Source organism: Streptococcus suis YS56, from assembly GCF_000440115.1.
GTDB lineage: Bacteria > Bacillota > Bacilli > Lactobacillales > Streptococcaceae > Streptococcus > Streptococcus suis_L.
Genome location: NZ_ALMY01000042.1, coordinates 1 through 23595 on the forward strand (window position 1 = coordinate 1; position 23595 = coordinate 23595).

Annotated in this window: 22 protein-coding genes and 1 pseudogene; 19 read left to right on the top strand and 4 right to left on the bottom strand. The window is 40.8% G+C overall.

The genetic code is table 11. The features are described 5' to 3' along the window. The first annotated feature begins 222 nt into the window (after positions 1-222). Together SST62_RS0105240 and SST62_RS0105245 are read left to right on the top strand one after the other, a co-directional pair. The gene (locus SST62_RS0105240; protein ID WP_029186565.1) at positions 223-1050 is read left to right on the top strand and encodes a hypothetical protein; all 828 of its coding nucleotides are present in this window, start codon (positions 223-225) and stop codon (positions 1048-1050) included. A gap of 5 nt (positions 1051-1055) precedes the next feature. Beyond that, positions 1056-2327, top strand: a complete 1272-nt coding sequence (locus SST62_RS0105245; protein WP_029186566.1) for a toxic anion resistance protein — start codon at positions 1056-1058, stop codon at positions 2325-2327. Positions 2328-2364: 37 nt separating this feature from the next. Here the strand turns inward: SST62_RS0105245 and SST62_RS0105250 are convergent, their stop codons facing one another. Further along, positions 2365-3231, bottom strand: coding sequence for a YitT family protein (locus SST62_RS0105250; protein ID WP_002935357.1), 867 nt, complete (start codon positions 3229-3231; stop codon positions 2365-2367). Between the two features lie 174 nt (positions 3232-3405). Between SST62_RS0105250 and tmk the strand changes: the two genes are divergently transcribed. The 10 genes and pseudogenes from tmk (at position 3406) to tnpA (ending at position 10976) form a co-directional block, all read left to right on the top strand. Then, positions 3406-4044, top strand: a complete 639-nt coding sequence (tmk, locus tag SST62_RS0105255) for a dTMP kinase (protein ID WP_024384872.1) — start codon at positions 3406-3408, stop codon at positions 4042-4044. After that, positions 4041-4925: a DNA polymerase III subunit delta' gene (locus SST62_RS0105260; RefSeq protein WP_024381557.1), complete on the top strand. Its 885-nt coding sequence runs from the start codon at positions 4041-4043 to the stop codon at positions 4923-4925. Before tmk ends, SST62_RS0105260 begins: the two co-directional genes overlap by 4 nt. A gap of 19 nt (positions 4926-4944) precedes the next feature. Beyond that, positions 4945-5262 (top strand): DNA replication initiation control protein YabA, encoded by a 318-nt coding sequence (yabA, locus tag SST62_RS0105265; protein ID WP_029186567.1) that lies wholly within the window; start codon positions 4945-4947, stop codon positions 5260-5262. Between the two features lies 1 nt (position 5263). Next, positions 5264-6127, top strand: coding sequence for a 16S rRNA (cytidine(1402)-2'-O)-methyltransferase (gene rsmI / locus SST62_RS0105270; protein WP_029186568.1), 864 nt, complete (start codon positions 5264-5266; stop codon positions 6125-6127). Positions 6128-6596: 469 nt separating this feature from the next. Further along, positions 6597-7688 (top strand): 3-phosphoserine/phosphohydroxythreonine transaminase, encoded by a 1092-nt coding sequence (gene serC, locus SST62_RS0105275; RefSeq protein ID WP_029186569.1) that lies wholly within the window; start codon positions 6597-6599, stop codon positions 7686-7688. Continuing rightward, the gene (locus SST62_RS0105280; RefSeq protein ID WP_029186570.1) at positions 7688-8245 is read left to right on the top strand and encodes a GNAT family N-acetyltransferase; all 558 of its coding nucleotides are present in this window, start codon (positions 7688-7690) and stop codon (positions 8243-8245) included. Before serC ends, SST62_RS0105280 begins: the two co-directional genes overlap by 1 nt. 53 nt (positions 8246-8298) lie before the next feature. Then, positions 8299-9480 (top strand): phosphoglycerate dehydrogenase, encoded by a 1182-nt coding sequence (locus SST62_RS0105285; protein ID WP_029186571.1) that lies wholly within the window; start codon positions 8299-8301, stop codon positions 9478-9480. A 1-nt stretch (position 9481) separates the two neighbouring features. Then, positions 9482-9988 (top strand): methylated-DNA--[protein]-cysteine S-methyltransferase, encoded by a 507-nt coding sequence (locus SST62_RS0105290; RefSeq protein ID WP_029186572.1) that lies wholly within the window; start codon positions 9482-9484, stop codon positions 9986-9988. After that, positions 9972-10325: an arsenate reductase family protein gene (locus SST62_RS0105295; protein WP_002935368.1), complete on the top strand. Its 354-nt coding sequence runs from the start codon at positions 9972-9974 to the stop codon at positions 10323-10325. Before SST62_RS0105290 ends, SST62_RS0105295 begins: the two co-directional genes overlap by 17 nt. Positions 10326-10481: 156 nt before the next feature. Beyond that, positions 10482-10976: pseudogene (tnpA, locus tag SST62_RS01000000111515) on the top strand (IS200/IS605 family transposase). Between the two features lie 137 nt (positions 10977-11113). On the opposite strand, the gene SST62_RS0105310 reads toward tnpA, so the two are convergent. Together SST62_RS0105310 and SST62_RS0105315 are read right to left on the bottom strand one after the other, a co-directional pair. Next, positions 11114-12013 (bottom strand): cation transporter, encoded by a 900-nt coding sequence (locus tag SST62_RS0105310; protein ID WP_024407083.1) that lies wholly within the window; start codon positions 12011-12013, stop codon positions 11114-11116. A gap of 382 nt (positions 12014-12395) precedes the next feature. Next, complete coding sequence (locus SST62_RS0105315) at positions 12396-13226, bottom strand: exodeoxyribonuclease III (protein ID WP_029186573.1); 831 nt, start codon at positions 13224-13226, stop codon at positions 12396-12398. A gap of 156 nt (positions 13227-13382) precedes the next feature. Between SST62_RS0105315 and SST62_RS0105320 the strand changes: the two genes are divergently transcribed. The 4 genes from SST62_RS0105320 to SST62_RS0105335 all read left to right on the top strand — a co-directional run bounded on the left by SST62_RS0105320 (position 13383) and on the right by SST62_RS0105335 (position 18779). Further along, complete coding sequence (locus SST62_RS0105320; RefSeq protein ID WP_029186574.1) at positions 13383-15044, top strand: hypothetical protein; 1662 nt, start codon at positions 13383-13385, stop codon at positions 15042-15044. Positions 15045-15203: 159 nt separating this feature from the next. Further along, positions 15204-16592 (top strand): amino acid permease, encoded by a 1389-nt coding sequence (locus SST62_RS0105325; RefSeq protein WP_029186575.1) that lies wholly within the window; start codon positions 15204-15206, stop codon positions 16590-16592. A gap of 122 nt (positions 16593-16714) precedes the next feature. Beyond that, entirely contained in the window at positions 16715-17596 is an 882-nt protein-coding gene (locus SST62_RS0105330; protein ID WP_029186576.1) for a DUF975 family protein, read from the top strand. Positions 17597-17942: 346 nt separating this feature from the next. After that, positions 17943-18779 carry a DUF975 family protein gene (locus SST62_RS0105335; protein ID WP_029186577.1) on the top strand — a complete coding sequence of 279 codons (837 nt, stop codon included), beginning with the start codon at positions 17943-17945 and terminating at the stop codon, positions 18777-18779. 20 nt (positions 18780-18799) lie between these two features. On the opposite strand, the gene SST62_RS0105340 is transcribed toward SST62_RS0105335, so the two are convergent. After that, positions 18800-19675: a CPBP family intramembrane glutamic endopeptidase gene (locus tag SST62_RS0105340; protein WP_029186578.1), complete on the bottom strand. Its 876-nt coding sequence runs from the start codon at positions 19673-19675 to the stop codon at positions 18800-18802. Between the two features lie 122 nt (positions 19676-19797). Here SST62_RS0105340 and SST62_RS0105345 point away from each other — a divergent pair, with 122 nt between their 5' ends. From SST62_RS0105345 to metG, 3 genes are all read left to right on the top strand, one after another. Further along, the gene (locus SST62_RS0105345; protein ID WP_029186579.1) at positions 19798-20409 is read left to right on the top strand and encodes a DUF3885 domain-containing protein; all 612 of its coding nucleotides are present in this window, start codon (positions 19798-19800) and stop codon (positions 20407-20409) included. 153 nt (positions 20410-20562) lie between these two features. After that, positions 20563-21240: a hypothetical protein gene (locus SST62_RS0105350; RefSeq protein ID WP_228376845.1), complete on the top strand. Its 678-nt coding sequence runs from the start codon at positions 20563-20565 to the stop codon at positions 21238-21240. 350 nt (positions 21241-21590) lie between these two features. Beyond that, positions 21591-23594 (top strand): methionine--tRNA ligase, encoded by a 2004-nt coding sequence (gene metG, locus SST62_RS0105355; RefSeq protein ID WP_029186581.1) that lies wholly within the window; start codon positions 21591-21593, stop codon positions 23592-23594. Position 23595 lies beyond the last annotated feature (1 nt).

Sequence of the window (23595 nt, forward strand, 5' to 3'; positions counted from 1 at the left end):
AAAAGGATAGCCAAACTCCTTGTCCCACAAGGGGTTAGCTATCCTTTGCATTTTTTTATGTGATAAAGTCGGGAGGGTGCAGGTATCCAAGTGGATAGCTTGGTTCCGACTGTTGCTAAAAATATTTAAAAACCGAGATTTCTCGGTTTTTTTCTTTAGCTATCATTCTAGTATTTTAGGGGAATGTGATATAATAAAGTATATCACGTATGAGGAGACTCTATGGGGCACAAATATAAAAAATATAAGAAATATGGTAAAAATAATTCAGGACTTGTGGCCCTCCTTGTTTTATTGGCAATCGGTTTTGTCATGAGTTTCTGGTATATCTTATTGCCCATTGGGCTCCTAATTGGATATTTTTACAAGAGAGAGGCTATCCAGCGTTTTTTGAATAGAGATTCTATAAAACGCTTGCAGGTATTAGCGCTATCTATTCGTTCGGGCTATGAAAAGCATCAAGAGCTCTTGGTGGAAAAGGGTGAGGATAAGGTTGTGTTACAGTTGCGAAACAGACTGTTAGGACAATTATTTGAATTAGATCAGCTCTATCAAAAAGTTGGAAAATATCTGAATGGATATGAAAGTAAAGAAGTTGTAGATACCTTGCAACTAAAATATCATTTAAAACTGCCAGAAGCTAAAACAGAAGAAAATACTGACACACAGGTTTCTACTAGTGGTAATGCTGTGATGGATGAACAAGGCATGATAGCGGATTTAGCTCCTGAAATTCTAGAAACCTATTGTAATATTCAAAGAGACAATCTTGTTATTCTTGAAAAGCTGGAAAAGGCGACAGATAAGCGGGAAGAATTGACAGCTATCCATGAGGCCAATATGAGTCGGTTTAACGATATTTTACAGGGCTATTTGAAAATCAAAAAATCACCGAAAGATTATTTCAACGCAGAAGAACGATTGGTGCAGGCAAAATCAGCCATGGAAATTTTTGATAAGGATTTGGATAATACCATCAAACAATTTAACGAAGCGGATATGAAAGATTTTGAAGTCAGTCTGCGTATGATGAAAAGAGAAGAGGAATAGAGAAGATGTCAGGATTTAATTTCGATATTGATCAGATTGCTAATAATAGTTTATCAACCAAAGATAAGACAACAGAGCTTATTCAAGCGACTCCGACTGGAGATAATTCAAAAGTTTCTTTCTTGGAGCAGTTGACACCGGAACAACAAACAGGTATTCGTGCGAAGGCTCCTCAATTGGTGGATAACTTCTTAGCTAATCAAAATGCCCTCTTGGATTTTGGTAAGGAAGCGGTAGAAGAAGTCAATGCCACGGTTAATCACATTTTGTCAGAACAGAAGAAGATTGAAATTCCACAGGTGGATGAGCTTTTGGCCAATACCAACCGTGAATTGAATGGCTTTGTGGCTAAGTATAAGGACATTTCCACAACTGCTGAATTAGAAAAGAAACCAGGTTTCTTCCAACGCCTGTTCAAGCAGACCAAGAATGATTTGCAGGAATTTTATTTTGATTCGCAGACCATTGAAAAGAAAATGGATAGCATGGCAGCCAGTGTGGTCAAGCAGGAAGAAGTGTTGGCGCGCAATATTGTTTCTGCAGAGCTTTTGATTGAAAATAATACCAAGTCTATCGAGAATTTGGTGGGGGTCATCGCCTTTATTGAAGCGACTGGTCAGGAAGCTGCAGAGCGTGCAAAATTGGCACAAGAAAACCTCGCAACTTTAGTACCGACTACAGTCGATTATCAAGTAGCTTCTGAGAGGTTGGCACGTGTAACAGAGGTTGCTAATATCCTCGAACAACAACATTCTGAGTATATGAGTCGCTTGTATGTCGCGTGGACAACGACACCGCAGATGCGTAATCTGGTCAAGGTTTCTTCGGATATGAAACAGCGCCTTGGGATGTTACGTCGCAATACTATTCCAACAATGAAATTGTCCATTGCACAGTTGGGCATCTTACAACAATCTATCAAGTCTAGCCAGACAGCAGATGCGATTGTCAATGCTAATAATGCTGCCCTTCAAATGCTTGCGGATACATCAAAAGAGGCCATTCCGATGATGGAACGCACAGCTCAGAATCCGACCCTTTCAGTAGCATCTGTTACCAAATTGGCAGAAAGCTTGGTTGCCCAAAATAATGGCATTATTGCAGCTATTGATGAAGGGCGTCAGAAACGTCGGGAGTTGGAAGCAGCTATTGTACGATCTGCAGAGACTATCAATGATTCTGTTAAGCTACGCGATCAAAAAATCATTGCTGCTTTGCTGGAGCAAGGAAAAGAAGCACAGTCTGAGGCAGAGCAACCACTTGAAACCAATCCATAATATAAAACCTGCAGTTTAGCGAAACTGCAGGTTTTATTTAATGGCGTTCTATTGGTTTTTTATCTCGATCTAAAGTAAATCCCTCACCGAGTACTTCATGTGCGTCTGTAATGGTGATAAATGCGTGGGGGTCAATGCGATGAATAAGCTCCTTCATCTCTTGGAGCTGGCTCTTATATATGACTGAGTAAATCATGTTGACATCGGCTTTGCTGTAGAAACCTTGTGCTTTGATAAAGGTGACACCACGCTCGATTTCACAATCAATAGCCTGAGCCAATTGGTCAGATTTTTGGGAAACAATCATAACTCCCTTGCTACCATATCCGCCCTCCGTGACAAAATCAATAACCTTGGAAGCAATAGCAACCATCATTAAAGTATATAGAACTGTTCGGAGGTCTTTAAAAACAATAACAATCAGAGTTAGGATGAGGATATCAACTGCAAGAATGATTTGTCCAATGGAATAAGGTAGAAATTTATGACCGATACGAGCAATAATATCGCTTCCCCCAGTCGTTCCGCCAGCACGGAAGATGGTTCCTAATCCTAGTCCCATAAGAATCCCACCAAGGATACTAACGAGTATTAAATCTTGTTGTAGATTGATTGAAAAATGGATTTTTTCAAAAATGGCCAACCAAAAGGTAACGCTAAAGGTTCCTAAGATACTGAGATAGAGAGTCTTCTTTCCGAGTATTTTCCACCCGAGGATGAACAATGGAATATTAATCACAATGTTCATTATCCAAGGTTGAATATGAAAAAGGTAGTAAATAATCAGCGTCAATCCAGTTGCGCCACCCTCGAATAGACGATTGGGCATGATTAAATAATTTAGCCCAAAGGCAAATAGGCCTGCACCAAGCAAAATAAGTAAAATATTTTTCAAACGAACCATAAGCATCTCCGAATATTTGTATATATCAATTTTAAAAGATTTTCTCCTTAAAAACAAGTCAATTTTCAAGTGATTTTTTGATTAATTTTTGGTAAAATGGAATGAATATCTAAGAACCAGTCTTCACAAGTGAAGTGCTGGACTGTGCATACTGGTACTAAGAGCGAGGGAAAGATGAGAAACGGTTTTTTTATTACATTTGAAGGTCCGGATGGGGCAGGGAAAACGACGGTATTGCAACAGTTATTGCCAGCCTTGCAGGAATTGGGGCCAGAAGTAGTCACAACTAGAGAGCCAGGTGGGGTGGCTATTGCAGAAGAAATTCGCAATATAATTCTCAATCCTGCAAATACAGCGATGGATGATAAGACGGAGCTGTTATTGTTCATTGCAGCACGACGTCAGCATTTGAAAGAAAAGATTCTTCCACCCTTGGCACAGGGGAAATTGCTCTTGATTGATCGTTTTATCGATTCCTCTATTGCCTATCAAGGATTTGGACGGGGCTTGGATATAGATGACATCCATTGGCTCAACCAGTTTGCAACAGATGGTTTAAAGCCAGATTTAACCCTCTATTTTGATATTGATACAGAAGAGGGGTTGGCTCGAATTGCCCGCAATGCTGACCGTGATGTGGATCGCTTGGATATGGAAAAAGCAGATATGCATAGACGGGTGCGTCAAGGCTATCTTAGTATTTTAGAGCAGGAACCAGATCGGTTGGTAAAGATTGATGCCAGTCAACCACTAGAGGCTGTTGTTGCAGATGCTCTAGCAGTCATTAAGAAACGGTTTGCAGAAAGAACATGAAGATTGAAGAACTTAGAAACTTACAACCTAGTGTATTTCAACGTTTTGTGACAATTTTAGAGCAGAGACGTTTGGCACATGCCTATCTATTTTCAGGTGACTTTGCTAGTTTTGATATGGCAATTTTTCTCAGTCAATCGTTATTTTGTCAGGAGAAAGAAGGCGTCCTTCCTTGTCAGAAGTGTCGGTCCTGTCGTCTAATTGAAGCAAATGAGTTTTCAGATCTTACTGTTATTGCACCGCAGGGAAATGTTATCAAAACAGATACGATACGTGAATTAGTTAAGAATTTTTCACAATCTGGATTTGAATCCAATAAGCAGGTTTTCATTATTCGTGATGCTGAGAAAATGCATGCTAACGCAGCCAACTCTTTGCTAAAAGTGATTGAAGAACCTCAGTCAGCTATTCACATCTTCTTATTGACCAATCAGGAAGAAGCCGTCCTTCCTACTATCAAGAGTCGGACACAGATTATAGGTTTTCCTAAAAATATTCCGGCCATGGAGCGAATGTTAGAAGAGGAGGGCTTGTTAAAAACACAAGCGAATCTCTTAGCTCAACTGGTTTCAAGTCAAGAAGAAGCGAAAAAGTTAGCAGAAAATAAAAACTTTTTAGATTTGATGGGACAGACAAAGAAATTTACAGACTTGCTCTTGGTGGAGCCTACGCGTGCTTATTTGCAAGTTGGAATCCTAGTGTCTTTAGCTGTGGAAAAAGCTGAGCAGGGACGTTTGTTTGACCTTCTGAGTCTGATATTATCTGAGAAAATGATGGAATCGGCAAACGTACGTGAAAAAATGGATGCTGTTCTTAAGGCTAAGAAGATGTGGCAGGCAAACGTAAGTCTACAAAATAGTCTAGAGTACATAACTCTATAAAATAAAAGAAAGGGAGATAATGGATAAAAAAGAAATTTTTGATGCCCTAGATGATTTTTCGCAAAATCTTCTAACCACGTTGGCAGAAGTGGATGCTATCAAAAAGCATTTACAGGGAGTTATTGATGAAAATATGACCCTCCGTTTGGAAAATTCCAAGTTGCGCGAACGTTTGGAAAAAGAAGATAAGACAGGCCATAAATCTTCCAACTTTGGTAAGGAGAATTTGGAGAATATTTACGAAGATGGTTTCCATATTTGTACCTTCTCTTATGGTCAACGTAGGGATAATGATGAACCTTGTATGTTCTGTGTAGAATTATTGAATCGAGATTAGGATGAAAGTACAAAAATCATTTAAGGGACAGACGAGTTTTGGGACTTTATATCTGGTGCCAACTCCTATTGGAAACTTACAGGATATGACATTCCGAGCTGTTCAGACCTTGAAAGAGGTGGATATAATTGCAGCGGAAGATACGAGAAACACAGGCCTCCTACTCAAACATTTTGAAGTAGAAACCAAGCAAATATCCTTTCATGAACACAATGCCCATGAAAAAATTCCAGTTTTGATTGCTTGGCTCAAATCTGGTCAGTCCATTGCGCAAGTTTCTGATGCAGGCCTGCCTTCCATTTCGGATCCTGGTCATGACCTGGTAGGGGCAGCGATTGCGGAAGATATTCCTGTTGTAGCACTTCCAGGAGCATCGGCAGGAATTACAGCCTTGATTGCATCTGGTTTGGCACCCCAGCCACATATTTTTTATGGATTTTTACCGAGAAAAGCGGGGCAGCAAAAAGAATTTTTCCAAGAAAAAAAGACCTATCCTGAGACGCAAATTTTCTATGAATCTCCATATCGTGTGGCAGATACCTTAGAAAATATGTTGACAGTTTATGGTGATCGTCAGGTAACGGTTGTTCGAGAATTGACCAAGTTATACGAAGAATACCAGAGAGGAAGCATTTCCGAATTACTAGAGTATTTGGAAGAAAATCCACTTAAGGGAGAATGCTTGATTATTGTCGAGGGTGCTGGTGAGGAAGTCTATCCTTCTGCTGACGAAGTGGACTTGAAGGCTGAGGTAGAAAGGGAAATTGCAAGAGGCATAAAACCTAATCAGGCTATCAAAGAAGTGGCCAAACGCTACCAACTCAAAAAACAAGAAGTATACGATATATATCATGGACTAGGTTAAGGCCTAGTTTTTTGTATGTTTATGCAAGCGTATACTCATCGAAAATCAAAATTATCCGTTGTCAACTTTCCTTGATGAGTGAAAAGCACTAGTGGATCTTTTCAGCCTGTTACCTTGAAATGAGAAAGTAACAAAGTTCTATCGTCAGCTTAATGACGCGAATACAGTTCTCTATACTTCCAGACTTCAACTATATCCCCGCTAAGCTACTTTTGATTTTGATTGAGTATTAATATGCAGATAACAATTGGCGACACTCCCCAACCAGTCAAATCTGGTCATAAAATTTTCATTGAAAACTGATAAATCCTGTGAGGCAAGCGCCTTCGTTTATGGCTAAAAGTAAGAGGAGCTTTAGAAAGTAGAATAAATATAAGAAATCCGAATATTTTTACAAAATAATCATATCTTATGGAATTGTCTGAATATTTGTGATATAATGAACAGACTAACTTAATGGGGGGATTTTATGACAATCTACAACTTCTCTGCAGGTCCTGCAGTATTGCCAAAACCAGTACTTGAACGCGCCCAAGCTGAATTCTTGGACTACAATGGTTCGGGAATGAGTGTTTTGGAGATGTCGCATCGCTCCAAGGACTTCGATGATATTATAAAAGGTGCTGAAGCAACGCTTCGTGAATTGATGGCCATTCCAGATAATTACAAGGTTATTTTCTTGCAAGGTGGAGCTTCTTTGGAATTTACAATGATTCCCCTCAACTTCGCTCAAGGCAAGAAAGCCTACTATCTTGTAGGTGGCTCATGGGGTAAAAAAGCCTATACTGAGGCTGTGAAGCTGTCTAAAACAATTGCCTTTGAACCAATTTTGCTTGGATCAACTGAAGATATTACCTATGCAGAATTGCCAACCTTTGATAAAAACGATATCGATCCAAACGCTGCCTATGTGCATGTGACAACCAACAATACCATTGAAGGTACTGCTGTTTACGACATTCCAGATACCAACGGTGTTCCAGTTATTGGTGACATGTCTTCCAACATCTTGGCGGCTCGCTACAATGTAGAAGACTTTGCCATGATTTATGCAGGTGCACAGAAAAATATTGGTCCTGCTGGTGTGACGGTGGTGATTGTTCGAGAGGACTTCCTCAATGATCAACCAATGCTTTCAAGCATGTTGGATTACCGCATTCAAGCAGAAAATGAGTCATTATATAACACACCACCTGCTTATTCAATCTACATTTCTAAGCTAGTCTTTGAATGGGTCAAGGAAATCGGTGGTGTGGACGAAATGGAAAAAATCAACCGTGAAAAATCTGGTTTGCTTTATGACTATATCGACCAGTCTAATTTCTATACAAACCCTGTTCGTAAAAAAGAAGAGCGTTCAGTAGCGAACATTCCTTTTGTCTCACCAAGCGAGGAATTGGATGCTAAGTTTGTCAAAGAAGCGACAGCAGCAGGCTTTAAAAATATCAAAGGTCACCGTTCAGTAGGTGGGATGCGGGCGTCGCTCTATAATGCTTTCCCACGTCAAGGTGTGGTTGATTTGATTGATTTCATGAAGAAATTTGAAGCGGAGAATGCTTAATGGAAATCCGTCTTGCTCATCCCAATGAAGTAGCAGCTATAAGTCAGATTATTGATCAGGCCAAGGCCTTTCTAGCAGCTTCTGGCAGTAGCCAGTGGCAAGGGACCTACCCTGATCAAGATACGATTTTTGATGATATTTTAACAGGCAAGGGCTATGTTGGTCTGGTGGACGGCAAGGTGGCAGCTTATGCCGCCGTTCATCGTGGTCAAGAAGCAGAATATGAGGCTATATATGAAGGAAAATGGCAGCACAATCATCCTGTATATACAACATTTCATAGAATTGCAGTAGCTGACGAATTTCGTGGTCAAGGAATCATACAAACTTTTTTGCAAGGTTTAATTGAAGGTCAAAAAGGACCAGATTTCCGCTGTGATACCCACGAGCAGAATAAGACAATGCAGCACATTCTAAAAAAATTAGGCTATGTCTATTGTGGTAAAGTCCCAATAGATGGAGAACGTCTAGCCTATCAAAAAATCAAGCAAAAGAGCGAACGCAGTCTCTATCAGGAGATTAGTGAAGACGACCGCTGGTTACTCGGAAATAATTAATGAAATAAAGAAAGAAAAGGCGGTAGCTATTCCGCCTTTTTAGGTAAAAATAAATGGTATTTAGCGTACGTACTTTTAACAATATCAATCAAATTGGTCTTAAGGAATTAGGCAATAAATTCCAGATTGACGGAGATCATGCAGCAAATCCAGATGCCTTTATCATTCGTTCTGAAAACTTGCATGGTTTTGATTTCCCAGAAAATTTGAAAGCTATTGCCCGTGCAGGAGCAGGGACCAACAATATTCCTATTGAGGAAGCGACTGAGAAGGGGATTGTTGTTTTCAATACTCCGGGAGCCAATGCTAATGCCGTAAAAGAGGCGGTCATTGCTTCTATCCTCTTATCAGCCCGTGACTATATCGGAGCGACAGCTTGGACAAATACATTGTCAGGAGATGATGTAGCAAAACAAGTCGAAGCTGGTAAGAAGCAGTTTGCAGGGACAGAGATTTCAGGCAAAACTTTGGGAGTTATCGGATTGGGGGCCATCGGTGCCCGTATTGCCAACGACGCTCGCCGTTTGGGCATGAATGTGCTTGGTTATGATCCGTATGTGTCGATTGAGACAGCCTGGAGTATCTCAAGTCACGTTAAACGGGTAGATGATTTGAAAGAAATCTTTACCAATGCTGACTATATCACGGTCCATGTTCCTTTAACTGATAAGACACGTGGCTTGTTCAATGCGGACAGTTTTGGACAAATGAAAAAAGGAACGACCTTGATTAACTTCGCCCGTGGTGAGTTGGTCAATAATGCCGACTTGTTTGAAGCCATTGAAGCAGGAGTTATCAAGAATTACATCACTGACTTTGGGACAGAAGAAGTGCTCAACAAGGACAACATTATCGTCTTTCCGCACGTTGGTGGGTCAACAGAGGAAGCAGAGCTCAACTGTGCCATTGCTGCTGGTCAGACCATTCGTCGTTTTATGGAGACTGGCGAAATCATCAACTCAGTTAACTTCCCAAATGTCAAACAGTTCTTGGATGCTCCCTATCGGATTACTCTTATCAACAAAAACATTCCAAACATGGTGGCAAAAATCACCACAGCCGTGTCTGAATTAGGCATCAACATTGACAACATTATCAACAAGTCAAAAGGTGATTATGCCTATACCTTGTTAGACTTGGATGAAGCAGACAAGACAAAAATTGACCAGTTGGTTGCCAAATTTGAAGCCACAGAAGCCATTGTCAAGGTTCGTGTTATCAAAAACAAAGGCTAGAATGCTGTATAAGAAAATTTACCACAGTCCACTTGGGCCCATGTCCCTTGTTGCTAGTGATAGGGGCTTGCGAGGAGCTTGGTTTGAGGGGCAGAAATACTTTGAGCGGGGCTTAGCTGAGCGTACTCTCCTAGGCTCACATCCTATTTTAGACCAGACCGGTCTCTTGCTGGATGCTTATTTTTCAGGTCAAGACGTGGATTTTTCTACCCTGTCGCTTGAAGCTGTTGGAACGAAATTTCAGGAAAAAGTTTGGGCTTTATTGAAAGAAATCCCTCATGCTCAGACGACTAGCTATGGACAACTGGCTCAGCAACTGGGAGTCTGTTCAGGGCAGGCAGTCGGTGGAGCAGTTGGGCGTAATCCTTATTCTATTATTGTTCCCTGTCACCGTGTTCTCAATCAAAAAGGGCAGTTGACAGGATATGCAGGAGGACTGGATAAGAAAATCTGGCTCTTGCAACATGAGAATCCAGAATTTGAGGTGAAAGATGATTTTATTTTATGAGTATCCAAAATGTTCGACTTGCCGAGCAGCAAAGGCGGAGTTGAAGAGTTTGGGATTGGAATTTGAAGCTATTGATATTAAGTCAACACCGCCTAGTGCTGAAGAGCTAAAAGCTTGGATGGAGGCGACAGGACTAGAATTGAAAAAGTATTTTAATACTTCTGGTAATAGCTATCGTGAATTAGGCTTGAAAGATAAGTTTGATAGTCTTAGCTTGGAGCAGGCACTTAATCTTCTAGCTAATGATGGTATGCTGATTAAGCGTCCCCTACTGATTCAGGATGGTAAAATCTTACAGATTGGCTATCGAACAAAATACGAAAATCTCGGTTTATAAGCCGAGATTTTGTTTATTATGGCTTCGAGCCAGTTTTTCTCGTAGAGAAAAACAAGAAAACCACCAGCTATGCTGGTGGCTGACAAGGCTTTGAGCTTCCATTTCTTTTTCCTGATATAATCTAATTGTTCAGGTTAGATAAAGGAGGAAAAAGAAATGGCTAAAACCAGTTACAGTTTATCACATACCAAATGGATGTGCAAATATCACATAGTTTTCACACCTAAGTACCGTAGAAAATCCATTTACTACAAAATAAGGCAGGACTTAATTGATATTTTCCGTCATCTATGTCGATACAAAGGCGTGGAAATTATTGAGGGACACATGATGCCAGACCATGTTCATATGCTTGTCTTGATACCCCCAAAACTTTCGATTTCCGATTTTATGGGATATTTGAAAAGTAAAAGTGCTCTAATGATATTTGATAAACACGCTAATTTGAAATATAAGTATGGAAATCGAAAGTTTTGGGCTAGAGGCTACTATGTTAGTACCGTTGGGCTGAACGAAAAGACAGTTGCGAAATACATTCGCGAGTAAACAACTAATCTGGGAGATTAGTTGTTCAATGACATTGCACTTGATAAATTGAGCGTCAAAGAGTATGAAGATCCATTTTCAGATGGCAGTTTTAGAACAAGATAAAAGCCCGTTGTTACGGGCATTAGTCAAGTAATTATAGCACTAACCTGAACGAAGTTCAGCGAACGTCTTTAGACGTCGCTGGAGAGAAACGGCTTATAGCCGGTGTACAAGCCACCCGTTTTCACGGGTGGTTATGACTATAGCGCATATTCTATTGAAATATATTCATGATGTTTTTTCAAAAGATAGAGCATCTGAGGCTTATCTTCTAAGAGTTTTTGGATAATTTCGTGATGGACATTGTGGAGATTGATTTTAACGCGAATCTTCATGCCTTGTTTGAAAATATGGATTTCGACATCATTGCTATCTTCCTTTAAGTAAGGCTCCAATAGCTGATAGATAGAATCATGTATCTCAGGGAAATGGATCGTTCCGTTGGCGAGTTCCTTGAAAGATGCCACTAATAAGTTCCAAGGTTCCTTAAATGAAATGATTGCTAGTGCTAGTGTCAAAAAGAAGTCACCAGTATAATGCAGGAAGCCTAACCAAGAGTTGATAGGAACAAGATAGAGCAGAAGGATTGCGATTCCAATTGCACCTGAAATGAGTCCGTCTATAAGATTGCCTTTTGCTTCTGCTAATATGATAGTAGACAGATGATTGACTTTGGCACTCATATGGCGGTTGTATAGGTAAAGCCCCATGCAGACAAAAAACATGGTTATGGTATAAGGTAGAACGGGACCTGTAGTCATTTGATGACCAATTCCATGAACAAAGTAAGCAAAGGCTGTCGCGCTAGTTTCAAGTACAGCAAATACAAGGAGTAGTAGAGTTGCGAGAGATTTCATGATAGCGTAGAGAGGTTCTAGAAAATACAGTCCTTGGGGAAAAGTCTCGGTTTTCCGATGGCTATTTTTCGATATGTAAACTGCAACTAAGGACGAAATAAATGCTATTAGAGAAAAGACTCCGTCTAGGAGGAGGGCGTTTAGGTCAGTCATGATATAAACGGCAATGCCTGCTAGTCCAGATAAACCGTTCACAACAGAGGAAACAGTTAGAGATTTGCGTTCGATAATTTTATGGTCCATAACCCCTCCTTTTAATGTATATCTATATATTTATTTTACCATAAAATAACATCGCTTTCAAATCAAGCAAATTAAAACAAGGTAGAGTGATAAGAAATAAAGGCTCAAAACCCTTGTAATAGACCTACGGGTTTTAAGCCTTTAATATCTGTTATCTGATAATTAAAATCATGTTATACTCTTCGAAAATCAAAATCAGACGTTGTTGACTTGATTTGATGAGTGAAAGGCTCCAGTGGAACCTTTCAGCCTGTTACCTTGAAACAAAATAGTAACAGGGTTCTATCTGCGTAAGTAGAAACGAACTACGTTCGCTCTATCTCCAACCTCCAAAGGTTCCCCAAACCTTTGGAGCTAGTCTGATTTTGATTTTCATTGAGTATTAATAGAATGAAATTTCCATTACAATTGGTGTATGGTCTTGACGAGCACCTGAGTCAATCATATCTGACTTACTTACTTTGTCGGCGATGCGGTCGCTGACAAGCCAGTAATCAATTCTCCAGCCTGTGTTGTTGATTTTACTGGTGCGGCTACGTTGTGCCCACCAAGTATAAGCGTTGAGAACATCACCGTGCAAGTGGCGGAATGTATCAGTGAAACCTTTAGCAAGTAGATTTGTAAAACCTTGACGTTCTTCATCTGTAAATCCTGGAGATTGACGGTTGCTGGCTGGGTTAGCCAGGTCGATCTCCTTGTGAGCAACGTTGTAGTCACCTGTGGCTAAGACAGGCTTTTGGCTGTCAAGCTGTGATAGGTATTCGGCATACTGCACATCCCAGATTTGACGGTCAGCAAGCCGTTTCAAGCCATCACCAGCATTTGGCGTATAAACTTGTGTGACATAGAAGTCATCAAATTCTAGCGTGATGATGCGTCCCTCAGAATCCATGGTTGTTGGAGCACCAATCTCAGGGAAGGTAATGGTTGGAGTTAGATGGTTTTTGTAGAGGAAGAGTGTACCAGCATAGCCTTTGCGAGCTGGTTCTACAGAGGAACGCCAGGTATTGGCATATCCAGGGAAGTAGCTTTCCAAAATTTCTAGATGCTTTTTAGTCGGTCCCTTATCTGACAATTTTGTTTCCTGAATGGCGATAATATCAGCGTCTTCTGTCACAAGTGTATCGATGACTGCGCGTGATAATAGGGCGCGAGGAGACTCTGCAGTCAATGCAGCGTTAAGAGAATCAATGTTCCAAGAAATGAGTTTCATAATTTTCCTTTTCTAGTCTGTTACTGTTTTACATTATACCAAAAATCAAACTTGCAGGCGAATATGGAAACTTGAAAAAAATTTTCAATTTTTGTGTTACAGTATTAAAAGTATGGTACAATAGTAACAAAGAAATCTTTGTTTTCGGAGGTTATTATGAAAAGAAAATTGCTTGGCTTTGCTTGGCTAGCTCTTATCCTAGAAATGCTAATCTACTACTGGTACCAGTTGCCTGCTTTAAATATTTTGAGTGTGGACTTCTGGATATTTTTCCTTCAATCTGTCGGATTGGTCTGGCTCATACTTTCCATGTTCAGCTCCAAAGGTGCTTTTCAAAAGGTGACCAAGATTTCCGGTCGCCAGAGACAAGTAGATACTTATCAGATTAAAACCTCACAACTACCAGCTTACTTAAAATGGTTGGGACGAATTTGGGTATTGGTTGTCCTGGGTTTGCTGGGGCTGGGGCTTATCAACTCACGTGTATTTCGTGCTAAGGATTACGCTGCTGTCATAAGCGTCAAGGATGCGGATTTTAAAGCAGATTTTCCTGAAACAGACATCTCCAAATTGGCCCTCCTAGATCGCGCCTCAGCCGAAAAAATCGGTGATACTTATCTAGGGACCATTGACAAGGTCTCCCAGTTTGGCATTTCGGATGATTATCGCCAGATTACTATCGGTCAGCAACCGTTCCGTGTATCGCCTTTGGAATATAAGAATTTTTGGAAATGGCTGAGCAACCATCAAGATGGGATTGGTTACTATGTTAAGGTCAATCAGACGACAGGGAAAGCAGAGCTTGCCAAGCTGAGCAAAGCCATGCACTATTCAGATTCCGAATTTTTGCTGAATGATACCTTACGTCATCTTCGCCTGCAATACCCGACAACTATTTTTGGGAAACCATCCTTCGAAGTGGATGACCAAGGAAATCCATATTATATTGCAACGATTTACGAGCCAAAATTTGGACTTTCATCAAATGATCCGATTGGTGCTATTGTATTGGATGCAGTAACAGGGGAAAGTAAGAAGTATGGTCTGGAAGATATTCCAGAGTGGGTAGACCGTGTTTATTCGGCAAACAATGTTATCAGCCGAGTAGATGACCACTATACTTATCAAAATGGTTTCTGGAATACCATTTTCAGTCAAACTGGTGTAAAAAATACAACAGACAGCTATAATTATATTTCTATCGGCTCAGATATTTATCTCTACACAGGTATCACTTCAGCAACTGCTGATTCATCCAACCTTGGATTTATTCTTGTCAATATGAGAACTCGTGAAATTACCAACTACAAATTGGCTTCGGCGACTGAAACAGCAGCGCAAGAATCCGCAGAAGGTGAAGTGCAGGAAAAAGGCTATAAAGCCACTGCTCCAAGCCTAGTTAAGTTGGCAGATACAGCCTACTATTTAGTATCCTTGAAAGATGATGCTGGCTTGGTTAAATCATACGCTCTTGTTGATGCCGAAGATTATCAACAGGTTACTGTTAACAATGATATTGCACTCTTAATTTCTCAAGTCACAGGAACGGATGCTTCTAGCCTTTCAGGATTGACAGTGACTGAAAATGGAGAAGTTGGTGAACAGACTGAGGTTATCAGTGGAAAAGTAGAAGCTTTAGCGAGTCAGATAATTGGCGGTGCGACAATCTACTATATTGAGTCTGAGGGTAAGATTTATAAAGTCAAAGCAACGGAAGATAGTACAGATCGTTTACCGTTTATCAAAGTAGGAGATCACTTTAGCGGTCAGTTAGATAAGAAAAATTATCTTAAAAACTTTAAGGTTAATCCAGAATAATCATAAGAAAGAGTGAGGTAGACAAGCCTTGCTCTTTTGCTTGTCATCACCCATGCGAAATATTTCAACTTATGGTATAATGGGGCGTTGTGGTTCTCTGACAGGAATCGGTAGCTTGTTCTGTCGAGTATCCATATTCTTATTCTGAAGGAGTATTTTGTGAGTTTATTTAGAAAAAAACAAGCAGTCGGTCGCAATAGTCAAATGCGTCGGCATTTAGGCTTGGTTGATTTGATATTTTTAGGTATCGGTTCGATGGTTGGAACAGGTATCTTTACGGTAACTGGCTTGGCAGCAGCCCAGTATGCAGGTCCAGCTCTGATCATCTCAATTGTTATTGCAGCAATTTCAGTCGGACTAACAGCTTTGTTTTACGCAGAATTTGCCTCTCGTATACCGACTAACGGTGGTGCCTATGGTTATCTTTACTCGGTTTTTGGTGAATTTCCTGCCTGGATTGCTGGCTGGCTGACGATCATGGAATTCTTGACTGCTGTATCGAGCGTTGCATCTGGTTGGGGAGCTTATTTGAAAGGACTCCTAGCTAATTTTGGTATCGCTATGCCGACAGCTCTGAATGGAACTTTTAACCCCGCTGCTGGTACCTATGTAGACCTCTTACCAGTTATCGTCTTAATTTTCGTAGTAGGAGTGGTCTTGCTTAATTCTAAGGCAGCTCTTCGTTTCAATTCAGCCTTGGTAGTTTTGAAATTTTCAGCGTTGGCATTATTTATTTTAGTAGGGTTATTCTTTATCAAACCAGAAAACTGGTCGAACTTCTCTCCTTTTGGTTTCGGTGCCATTTATGGTGGGCAGGCGGGAATTATGGCGGGAGCGTCTCTCATGTTCTTTGCCTTCCTGGGATTTGAGTCTATTTCATTAGCGATTGATGAGGTGAAAAAACCTGAGAAGAATGTACCAAAAGGAATTGTATTGTCTCTATCTATTGTAACAATTCTTTATATTGTAGTGACATTAGTCTTGACTGGTATGGTTCACTATACTAAGTTGAATGTAGCAGATGCGGTTGCCTTTGCACTTCGAGAAGTTGGATTGGATTGGGCAGCGAGCTATATTTCTATTGTAGCAATCCTAACATTGATTACAGTATGTATTTCGATGACCTACGCCTTGTCGAGAATGGTCTATTCCATCAGTCGTGATGGTTTGCTACCGAAATCATTGAGCCGATTGACACAAACAAGCAAGGTTCCTAAAAATGCGACCATTCTTGTGGGGATTTTTGCAGCCATTTGTGCAGGTATTTTCCCACTAGCAAGTATTGCTTCCTTCCTCAATATCTGTACCTTAGCTTATTTGATCATGCTGGCGCTGGGTATTATTCGTCTGCGTCAAGTCGAAGGTTTGCCAAAAGATGGACAATTTAAAACACCTCTTGTTCCCTTGTTGCCTATCCTCTCGATTATCATTTGTCTTTCATTTATGTTCCAATATAGTTTAGATACTTGGTTAGCATTCGGAGTATCCTTGGTCATTGGAATTTTGATTTACTTCTGTTATGGCTATCGTCATTCGGAAGCAAAATAATAGATCTCCCTTCTTTATTTGAAGGGATTTTTTGTACAATTTTTTTATAGAAATAATGGAAAACTTAAAAATAAAATAGTATAATATATACAACGATACAGATATATGAAAGGAGAAACGCAATGTCTAATAGCGATATTCGAGCTAAAGCAACGGTTATTCGTGAACAAACAGATGGGATGATAACCTTGTTTTTGGCACCTGTTTTGATTTCTTTTCTGTCAGGAGTGGCGGAATTTGGCTTGAAACAAATCTGGGGGCAAACTAGTACTTTCTCTTGGGGCACAACTATTGTGAAAGATGGGGTTACTTGGACTCATCATTTTATTTCTGTTGGTCCGTCAATCATATTTGATTTTATTGCACAATGTTTAATTGTGACAGCTTGTTTTCAACTAATAAGACTGGTGAGAAAGCAAAGAAGCAAGGTTAGCTTCACGGAGTGTTTCACTTTGCTAGATGGGAAGAATTTTTTACCAGTTTTTAGTACGACATTATTGAAAATGCTGGTCTTGTATTTAGCAAGTTTCCCTGCTGTTATTGGAATGATATTGATAAACCTAGCTTTCTATAGTACCATTGTCATCTTTGGTGCTCCTATTGATTATCAGCCTGATTTTTCAGCTTTTTTCAGTTCGTCTTATTTTCAAACAGGATTTATACTGGTATGTGTAGGGATTATTTGTAGTTTATTTGTAGGATATGGGCTCAGTCAGGTCTCTTTTCTTCTCTATGATTATTTGGAAAACAATACCTATTCTTCACCATTTAAACTCTTCAGTCAGAGCTGGCAGTTGATGAAGGGGAATAAATGGCGCCGTTTCCTCTTGGATTTATCTTTTGTTGGCTGGTTTATTGGGGTTCTTTTGACGTTTGGTTTTTTGGGACTTTACGTATATCCCTACTATTGGACTTGTCAGACTATATTTTATGAAGATTTGAAGTCCAAGAATCCATTGGTGTTTTCAACTTATAAATCAGTTATCTCTTCCACAGTAGCCTAGGAAGTATGATATTAATAAATTATTAGGAATCCCTTCGTATTTTGGAGGGATTTTCCTGTTTTTAAGAGATGTTCTGGAAAATTAATGAGGCTGGGCAAAAAGCCCAGAACCACTACTCAGAGTTCGTGTCAACATCTCAGCGCAGTGGTTGATTGGCAGATTTGTTCGTGTTTTGCACTCCAAATCTGGCCTAATCAACTGTGCGGGGGTAGGAAGACGAACTCTTTTTATCTTGGTCGAGTTCTTTCCCACTCCCTAATAGTAGGATGGTAAAGTAGTCCGATGTAGATAGAATATTTGCGACGTGACTTTATAAATAAGGAGAGAAAATTGGAGGGGAATTGTGATGAGGACGAGTGATATAGTATCAAGAGCGATGATGACTCGCGAGCGGACAAGAGGTACAACACTACTATTTTTGCCCTCCATTTTGCTATCTATTGTTTATGCTATACCAGTAACAATTTTTCGCCTACTGACATTTCTAGAGCTCCGTCAAAACAGTGCTTTTGTGGAAGGGCGATTGGTTTCTTCAATCAGGTTGACCTATTTAGGTGAGTTCGGCTTCGCTCTGCTGTTACAGCTATTCATCGGTCTGTCCTGTTTTCATTTATTGGAATTGTTAAGAGGGGATCGACAGGAGTTTTCTTTAAAAGATAGTTTTTCATTTCTAAAGACAGAATGGAAGAAGCCTATCTGGACCACTTTTCTTTATTATTATTTGCTTCTTTTTATGGCTGGACTTCCAGCTAATCTAGGGGCTGCTTTATTTATTAAAGGTTTCACAATGAGTAGTTTGATGGTCTTATCTCCTGGGGCAATGGCAGAGCTGGCAGTTCATCAGCCTAGTCAATTAATGAAGATAGGTGCTCCGATTTTCCTGCTAGGAATGATTATTTACCTTTTTGTCTACTATACCTACTCACAGGTTGTGTTTATCTTGTATGACCATTTGGATAATGCTAGTTATACTGATCCCCTGGCTGTATTTAGAGAAAGTCGTTTCTTGATGAAAGGAAACTATTGGCAACGTATTTGGTTAGATTTATCCTTTTTAGGTTGGTTTATTGGGGAATTATTGACCCTTCATTTGTTATCTTTTTTTGTAACTCCTTACTATCATTTATCTAGGACTATTTTCTACGAAAAATTGAAAAAACAAAGACTGTCAGCTGTAGAGTAGCTAACAGTCTTTTATGATGATTATAGGGAGCTTGTTTTGGGCTTGAAATAGAGGTCGTAAACCAACCAGGAAATCATTATTCCTTGGACAAGCAAGCTGATGACGGATCCTTCTACACCAAACTTTCCACCAGATAGCCACTCAGGACCAGTGATACCGATTTGAACAAAGGCCTGACCAGCATCGGTGCCGCTGACTGGGAAAGCAAAAACATTCCCTTGGAAACAGTTCCACGCAGCGTGTAAGCCACTGATCACCCAAATGTTTCCTGTTTTGAGCATAATGAGGCAGGCAAGAACGGCAAATAGGGTTAAATCCAAAATTGGAATGAGTGAAATAGCATTGTTTCCGAGGTGGAGAAATGTGAAGAAGAGGGAAGAAACAATGATACCAATAGGAATATTGTGTTTAGCTGAAAGTGATGAGAACATCCATCCTCTTGTTAGAATTTCTTCTGTCGTACCTTGGATAGACCAGGCAAGGATAAGGATAATAAATTCTCCGACTAATTTTGTAGAGAACTGGATGCTTGTAAATTCAATCGCGCCTAATCCCCACATGATGAGTGTACAAGTGGTCAGCATTGCAGCTCCGATTCCCCAACCTAGTAGAAAATCTTTTCCCGCCCCTTTTTTGGTAAAACCAAGTCCTGCCCACGGGCTTTTTTCAATATACCGTGCCCATGAAATGACCATCAGGCTGATAAAAGCGAAAGCGAACAGTTCAAAACTTACAGAAAGGGTCTCGCTAAATGGGAGTAAAAAGCTTATTGGAGTGAAAATAACTGCTCCAAGTGAATCTCCTACTAACAACAAAATAATAGCTACAATAGGAGAGGTGATGATGTTGAGATTGAAAGCTGATCGAGCCTTCTCATTGCTAAATTCGGTTTTCATAGGACCTCCTTTTGCTAGATACTTTACTAGTTCGCTATTCTACCATATTTTTCCAAAGAAGACTAGACCTAATTTCCTAGTATATGGTAGAATAGTACAAAGCTATATAAGGAGAATAGTATATGGAATTGAATCAATGGCTGAAGTCCTTCCAGCTGAAAGATAATCGACTAGTGGGCCCATTCTTCTATGGCACACCTCTTGCTCTTAGATTTGAAATCGGACCTGCAGACGAAGCAGAAGAATTACCAAGAGCAATCTATCTTGAAAGAGCCTATGCACGTGCAGTAGAACTTTTTGAGCAGGCTAGTTCAGAATACGACTATATGCTCCTTTCGCTCCTTCGACAGGAAGATAGGGACATAGACACCTACCTCTGGCATTTTTCATCGAAATTTAACTTCGACAAGGTTCCTGAGCCTGAGTTGATAGAAGTGGAGGACTGGACGGGAGATGTGCTAGTCTTTGAGCGCTATCTTTTCCCAGTTACCGACCAAGACCTGAACGCTTTGTTGAGGGAGATTGTGAGAGCTGATCACGGTGGTTTCAACTATCTATCAAGTTCTGTTCTCTTCCTATCTAGTCAGGACAATATCATCTATCATTGCTACGATGATCGGGGAGTTGATATTGCTGTTTTAGATAATGACAAACGTTTGGAGCTCTTTACAGACTGCCATGATCTCCTATTTGACTATGATATGGAGGAGATGGAGAGAAGGGTGAGAGGGTAGGAAGAAAATGTATATCTGACGACCGTCTTCCATAGCAATCAGGATATTATAGTATGTGACTAATTTTTAGGGAGCGAATCAATTCCTTACCGTAAATTAACATCAAGAGATCGGACTTTTATCAAAGGGCAAACGGACCGCTTGCTGAATCAGATGAAGGACAATGCGGAATATTTGGCGACTGTCCAGACCTATGAGGCATCCAAGGCTCGTGCCAACCAAGTCTATCTGGCAATGGAACTGGAAAATGATCCAGAGAAAAAGTTACGACTGGCAAAATTGGTTGAAACCTATACTGCCCAAGTCCAAACTATACTGGATGATTGGGAAGCGAGGAATAGCAGAGCTGAAAAAGAAGCTAGGAATATAAAACTGATTTTGTGGCTGACCGTACTCTTTGCACTTAGTTTTATCTTCCCTGTTAATATTATTCTAGCCCTCCTATTTGCAGTCTGGTTCTATCGGAATTACCTTTGTTCAAGCAGAATTGCCCAAGTGCCTAAGTCTACTGCGAGCCAGTCATTAGTGACAGAAGAGGAAAGTTATGAAGACTGGTTGACAAAAAAGATAGTTACACTTAACAAAGACAAGCGTGAGTGGACAGAGGGCGTACTTGCAAAATATGACAGTTTGGATGAAATAGCAGCAGGTATTGGTAAAATTAATGAGATAGATAAAGAAGCTGGTAAGAAAATTCTCCATCGTTATCAAGCAATCTTAGCTGATATTGAAAAATTACCAGATTCTGACCAGAAAACCTATTATTTAGATTTTCATCGAGAAATGATAGCTGATTTGGGAAATGTATTTGAACAACTCCATATCGTATAAGAACACCGGAAACAGTTCCAAACTGGTTCCGGTTTTTCGCTATTCGTCAATAGATAAGACTGAAACTATTCTTTTATAGAGAAGATAGACCTTATACTCTTCGAAAATCAAAATTATCCGTTGTCAACTTGCCTTGATGAACTCCAGTTCTATCTTCGGCTTCGTTTCCTAGGCTACTTTTGATTTTCATTGAGTATTAGCTTTCTACTCGGCTTGTATCATATCATATGTATAGCATGTGAAGGAAGACTTGTATTTAGAACCTCTTTGTGATTTAGCTGAAAATATGATAAAATAGGATGTTGTCAATAACAGGGTTTCATTTGCTCTGAATTTGAAAGGAAAAAAACATGACAAAAACACCGTTTTATATCACCACACCGATTTATTATCCTTCTGGAAAACTTCATATCGGTTCAGCCTACACGACCATTGCCTGCGATGTATTGGCTCGTTACAAACGCCTTATGGGGCATGAAGTCTACTATCTAACAGGGCTTGATGAGCACGGACAAAAGATTGAGGAGAAGGCTAAAGAGGCTGGTTTGACACCGCAAGCCTACGTTGACGGCATGGCGGTTGGCGTTAAGGAGCTCTGGAACTTGCTGGACATCTCTTACGACAAGTTCATCCGCACGACCGATGATTACCACGAAGAAGTGGTGGCGGCTGTTTTTGAAAAATTGCTGGCGCAGGACGACATTTACTTGGGAGAGTATTCTGGTTGGTACTCCGTATCGGACGAGGAATTCTTCACCGAGAGCCAATTAGCAGAGGTCTTCCGAGATGAAAACGGCAAGGTAACAGGTGGTATCGCTCCGAGCGGTCACGAGGTTGCCTGGGTATCAGAAGAATCCTACTTCCTCCGCCTCAGCAAGTATCAGGATAAATTGGTTGAGTTCTTCAATACTCACCCAGACTTTATCCAGCCAGACGGCCGCCTCAATGAAATCATGAAAAACTTCATCGAGCCAGGCTTGGAAGATTTGGCAGTATCTCGTACCTCATTTACCTGGGGAGTACCTGTTCCGTCCAATCCTAAACACGTTGTTTACGTATGGATTGATGCCCTACTCAACTACGCGACGGCCTTGGGTTATGGTCAGGAAGAGACAGCTAACTACGACAAGTTCTGGAATGGAACAGTTTACCACATGGTTGGGAAGGACATTCTTCGCTTCCACTCCATTTACTGGCCAATCATGCTCATGATGTTGGATATGAAGCTGCCAGACCGCTTGGTTGCTCATGGCTGGTTTGTCATGAAAGACGGTAAGATGTCCAAGTCTAAGGGCAATGTGGTCTACCCAGAAATGTTGGTCGAGCGTTTCGGCCTGGATCCGCTTCGTTACTACCTCATGCGTAGTCTGCCAGTCGGATCTGACGGTACCTTTACACCAGAAGACTATGTTGGTCGTATCAACTACGAACTGGCCAACGACCTTGGAAACTTGCTCAACCGTACAGTTGCGATGATTAACAAGTATTTCGACGGTCAGGTACCAACCTTTGTTGCCAATGTGACTGATTTTGATGCGGACTTGGCGGCAGTAGTAGCTGACAACTTGGCAAGCTACCACAAGTATATGGAAGCTGTTGACTATCCACGCGCTCTAGAAGCTGTATGGAATATCATCTCCCGTACCAACAAGTACATCGATGAAACAGCACCGTGGGTCTTGGCAAAAGAAGAAGCAGATCGTGACAAGTTGGCAGCGGTTATGGCTCACTTGACAGCAGGTCTTCGTGTGGTGGCGCACCTCATTCAGCCATTTATGATGGCGACATCTAATGCCATTATGGAACAGCTTGGTTTGGGAACAGCATTTGACCTTGAAAGCCTTGACTTTGCAGGTCTTCCAGCTGGTTTGACAGTGGTCGCAAAAGGTACACCTATCTTCCCACGTCTTGATATGGAAGAGGAAATCGCCTATATCCAATCCCAAATGGGTGGTGGCTCTGCTATTTCCCAAGAGGAAGAAAAAGAGTGGGACCCGGCTGACGTGGAGCTGAAAAACGAGAAAGCTGCGATCAAGTTCGAGGACTTCGACAAGGTGGAAATCCGCGTGGCCGAAGTCAAGGAAGTGGCCAAGGTGGAGGGCTCTGACAAGCTGCTCAAGTTCCGTCTGGACGCAGGTGACGGTCAGGACCGCCAAATCCTGTCGGGTATCGCCAAGTACTATCCAAATGAGCAGGAGTTGGTCGGCAAGAAAGTCCAAATCGTTGCCAACCTCAAGCCACGTAAGATGATGGGCTTGCTCAGCCAGGGCATGATCCTCTCAGCCGAACACGACGGCAACTTAACACTCTTAACAGTAGATCCATCTGTGCCAAACGGCAGTCAGATTGGGTAAG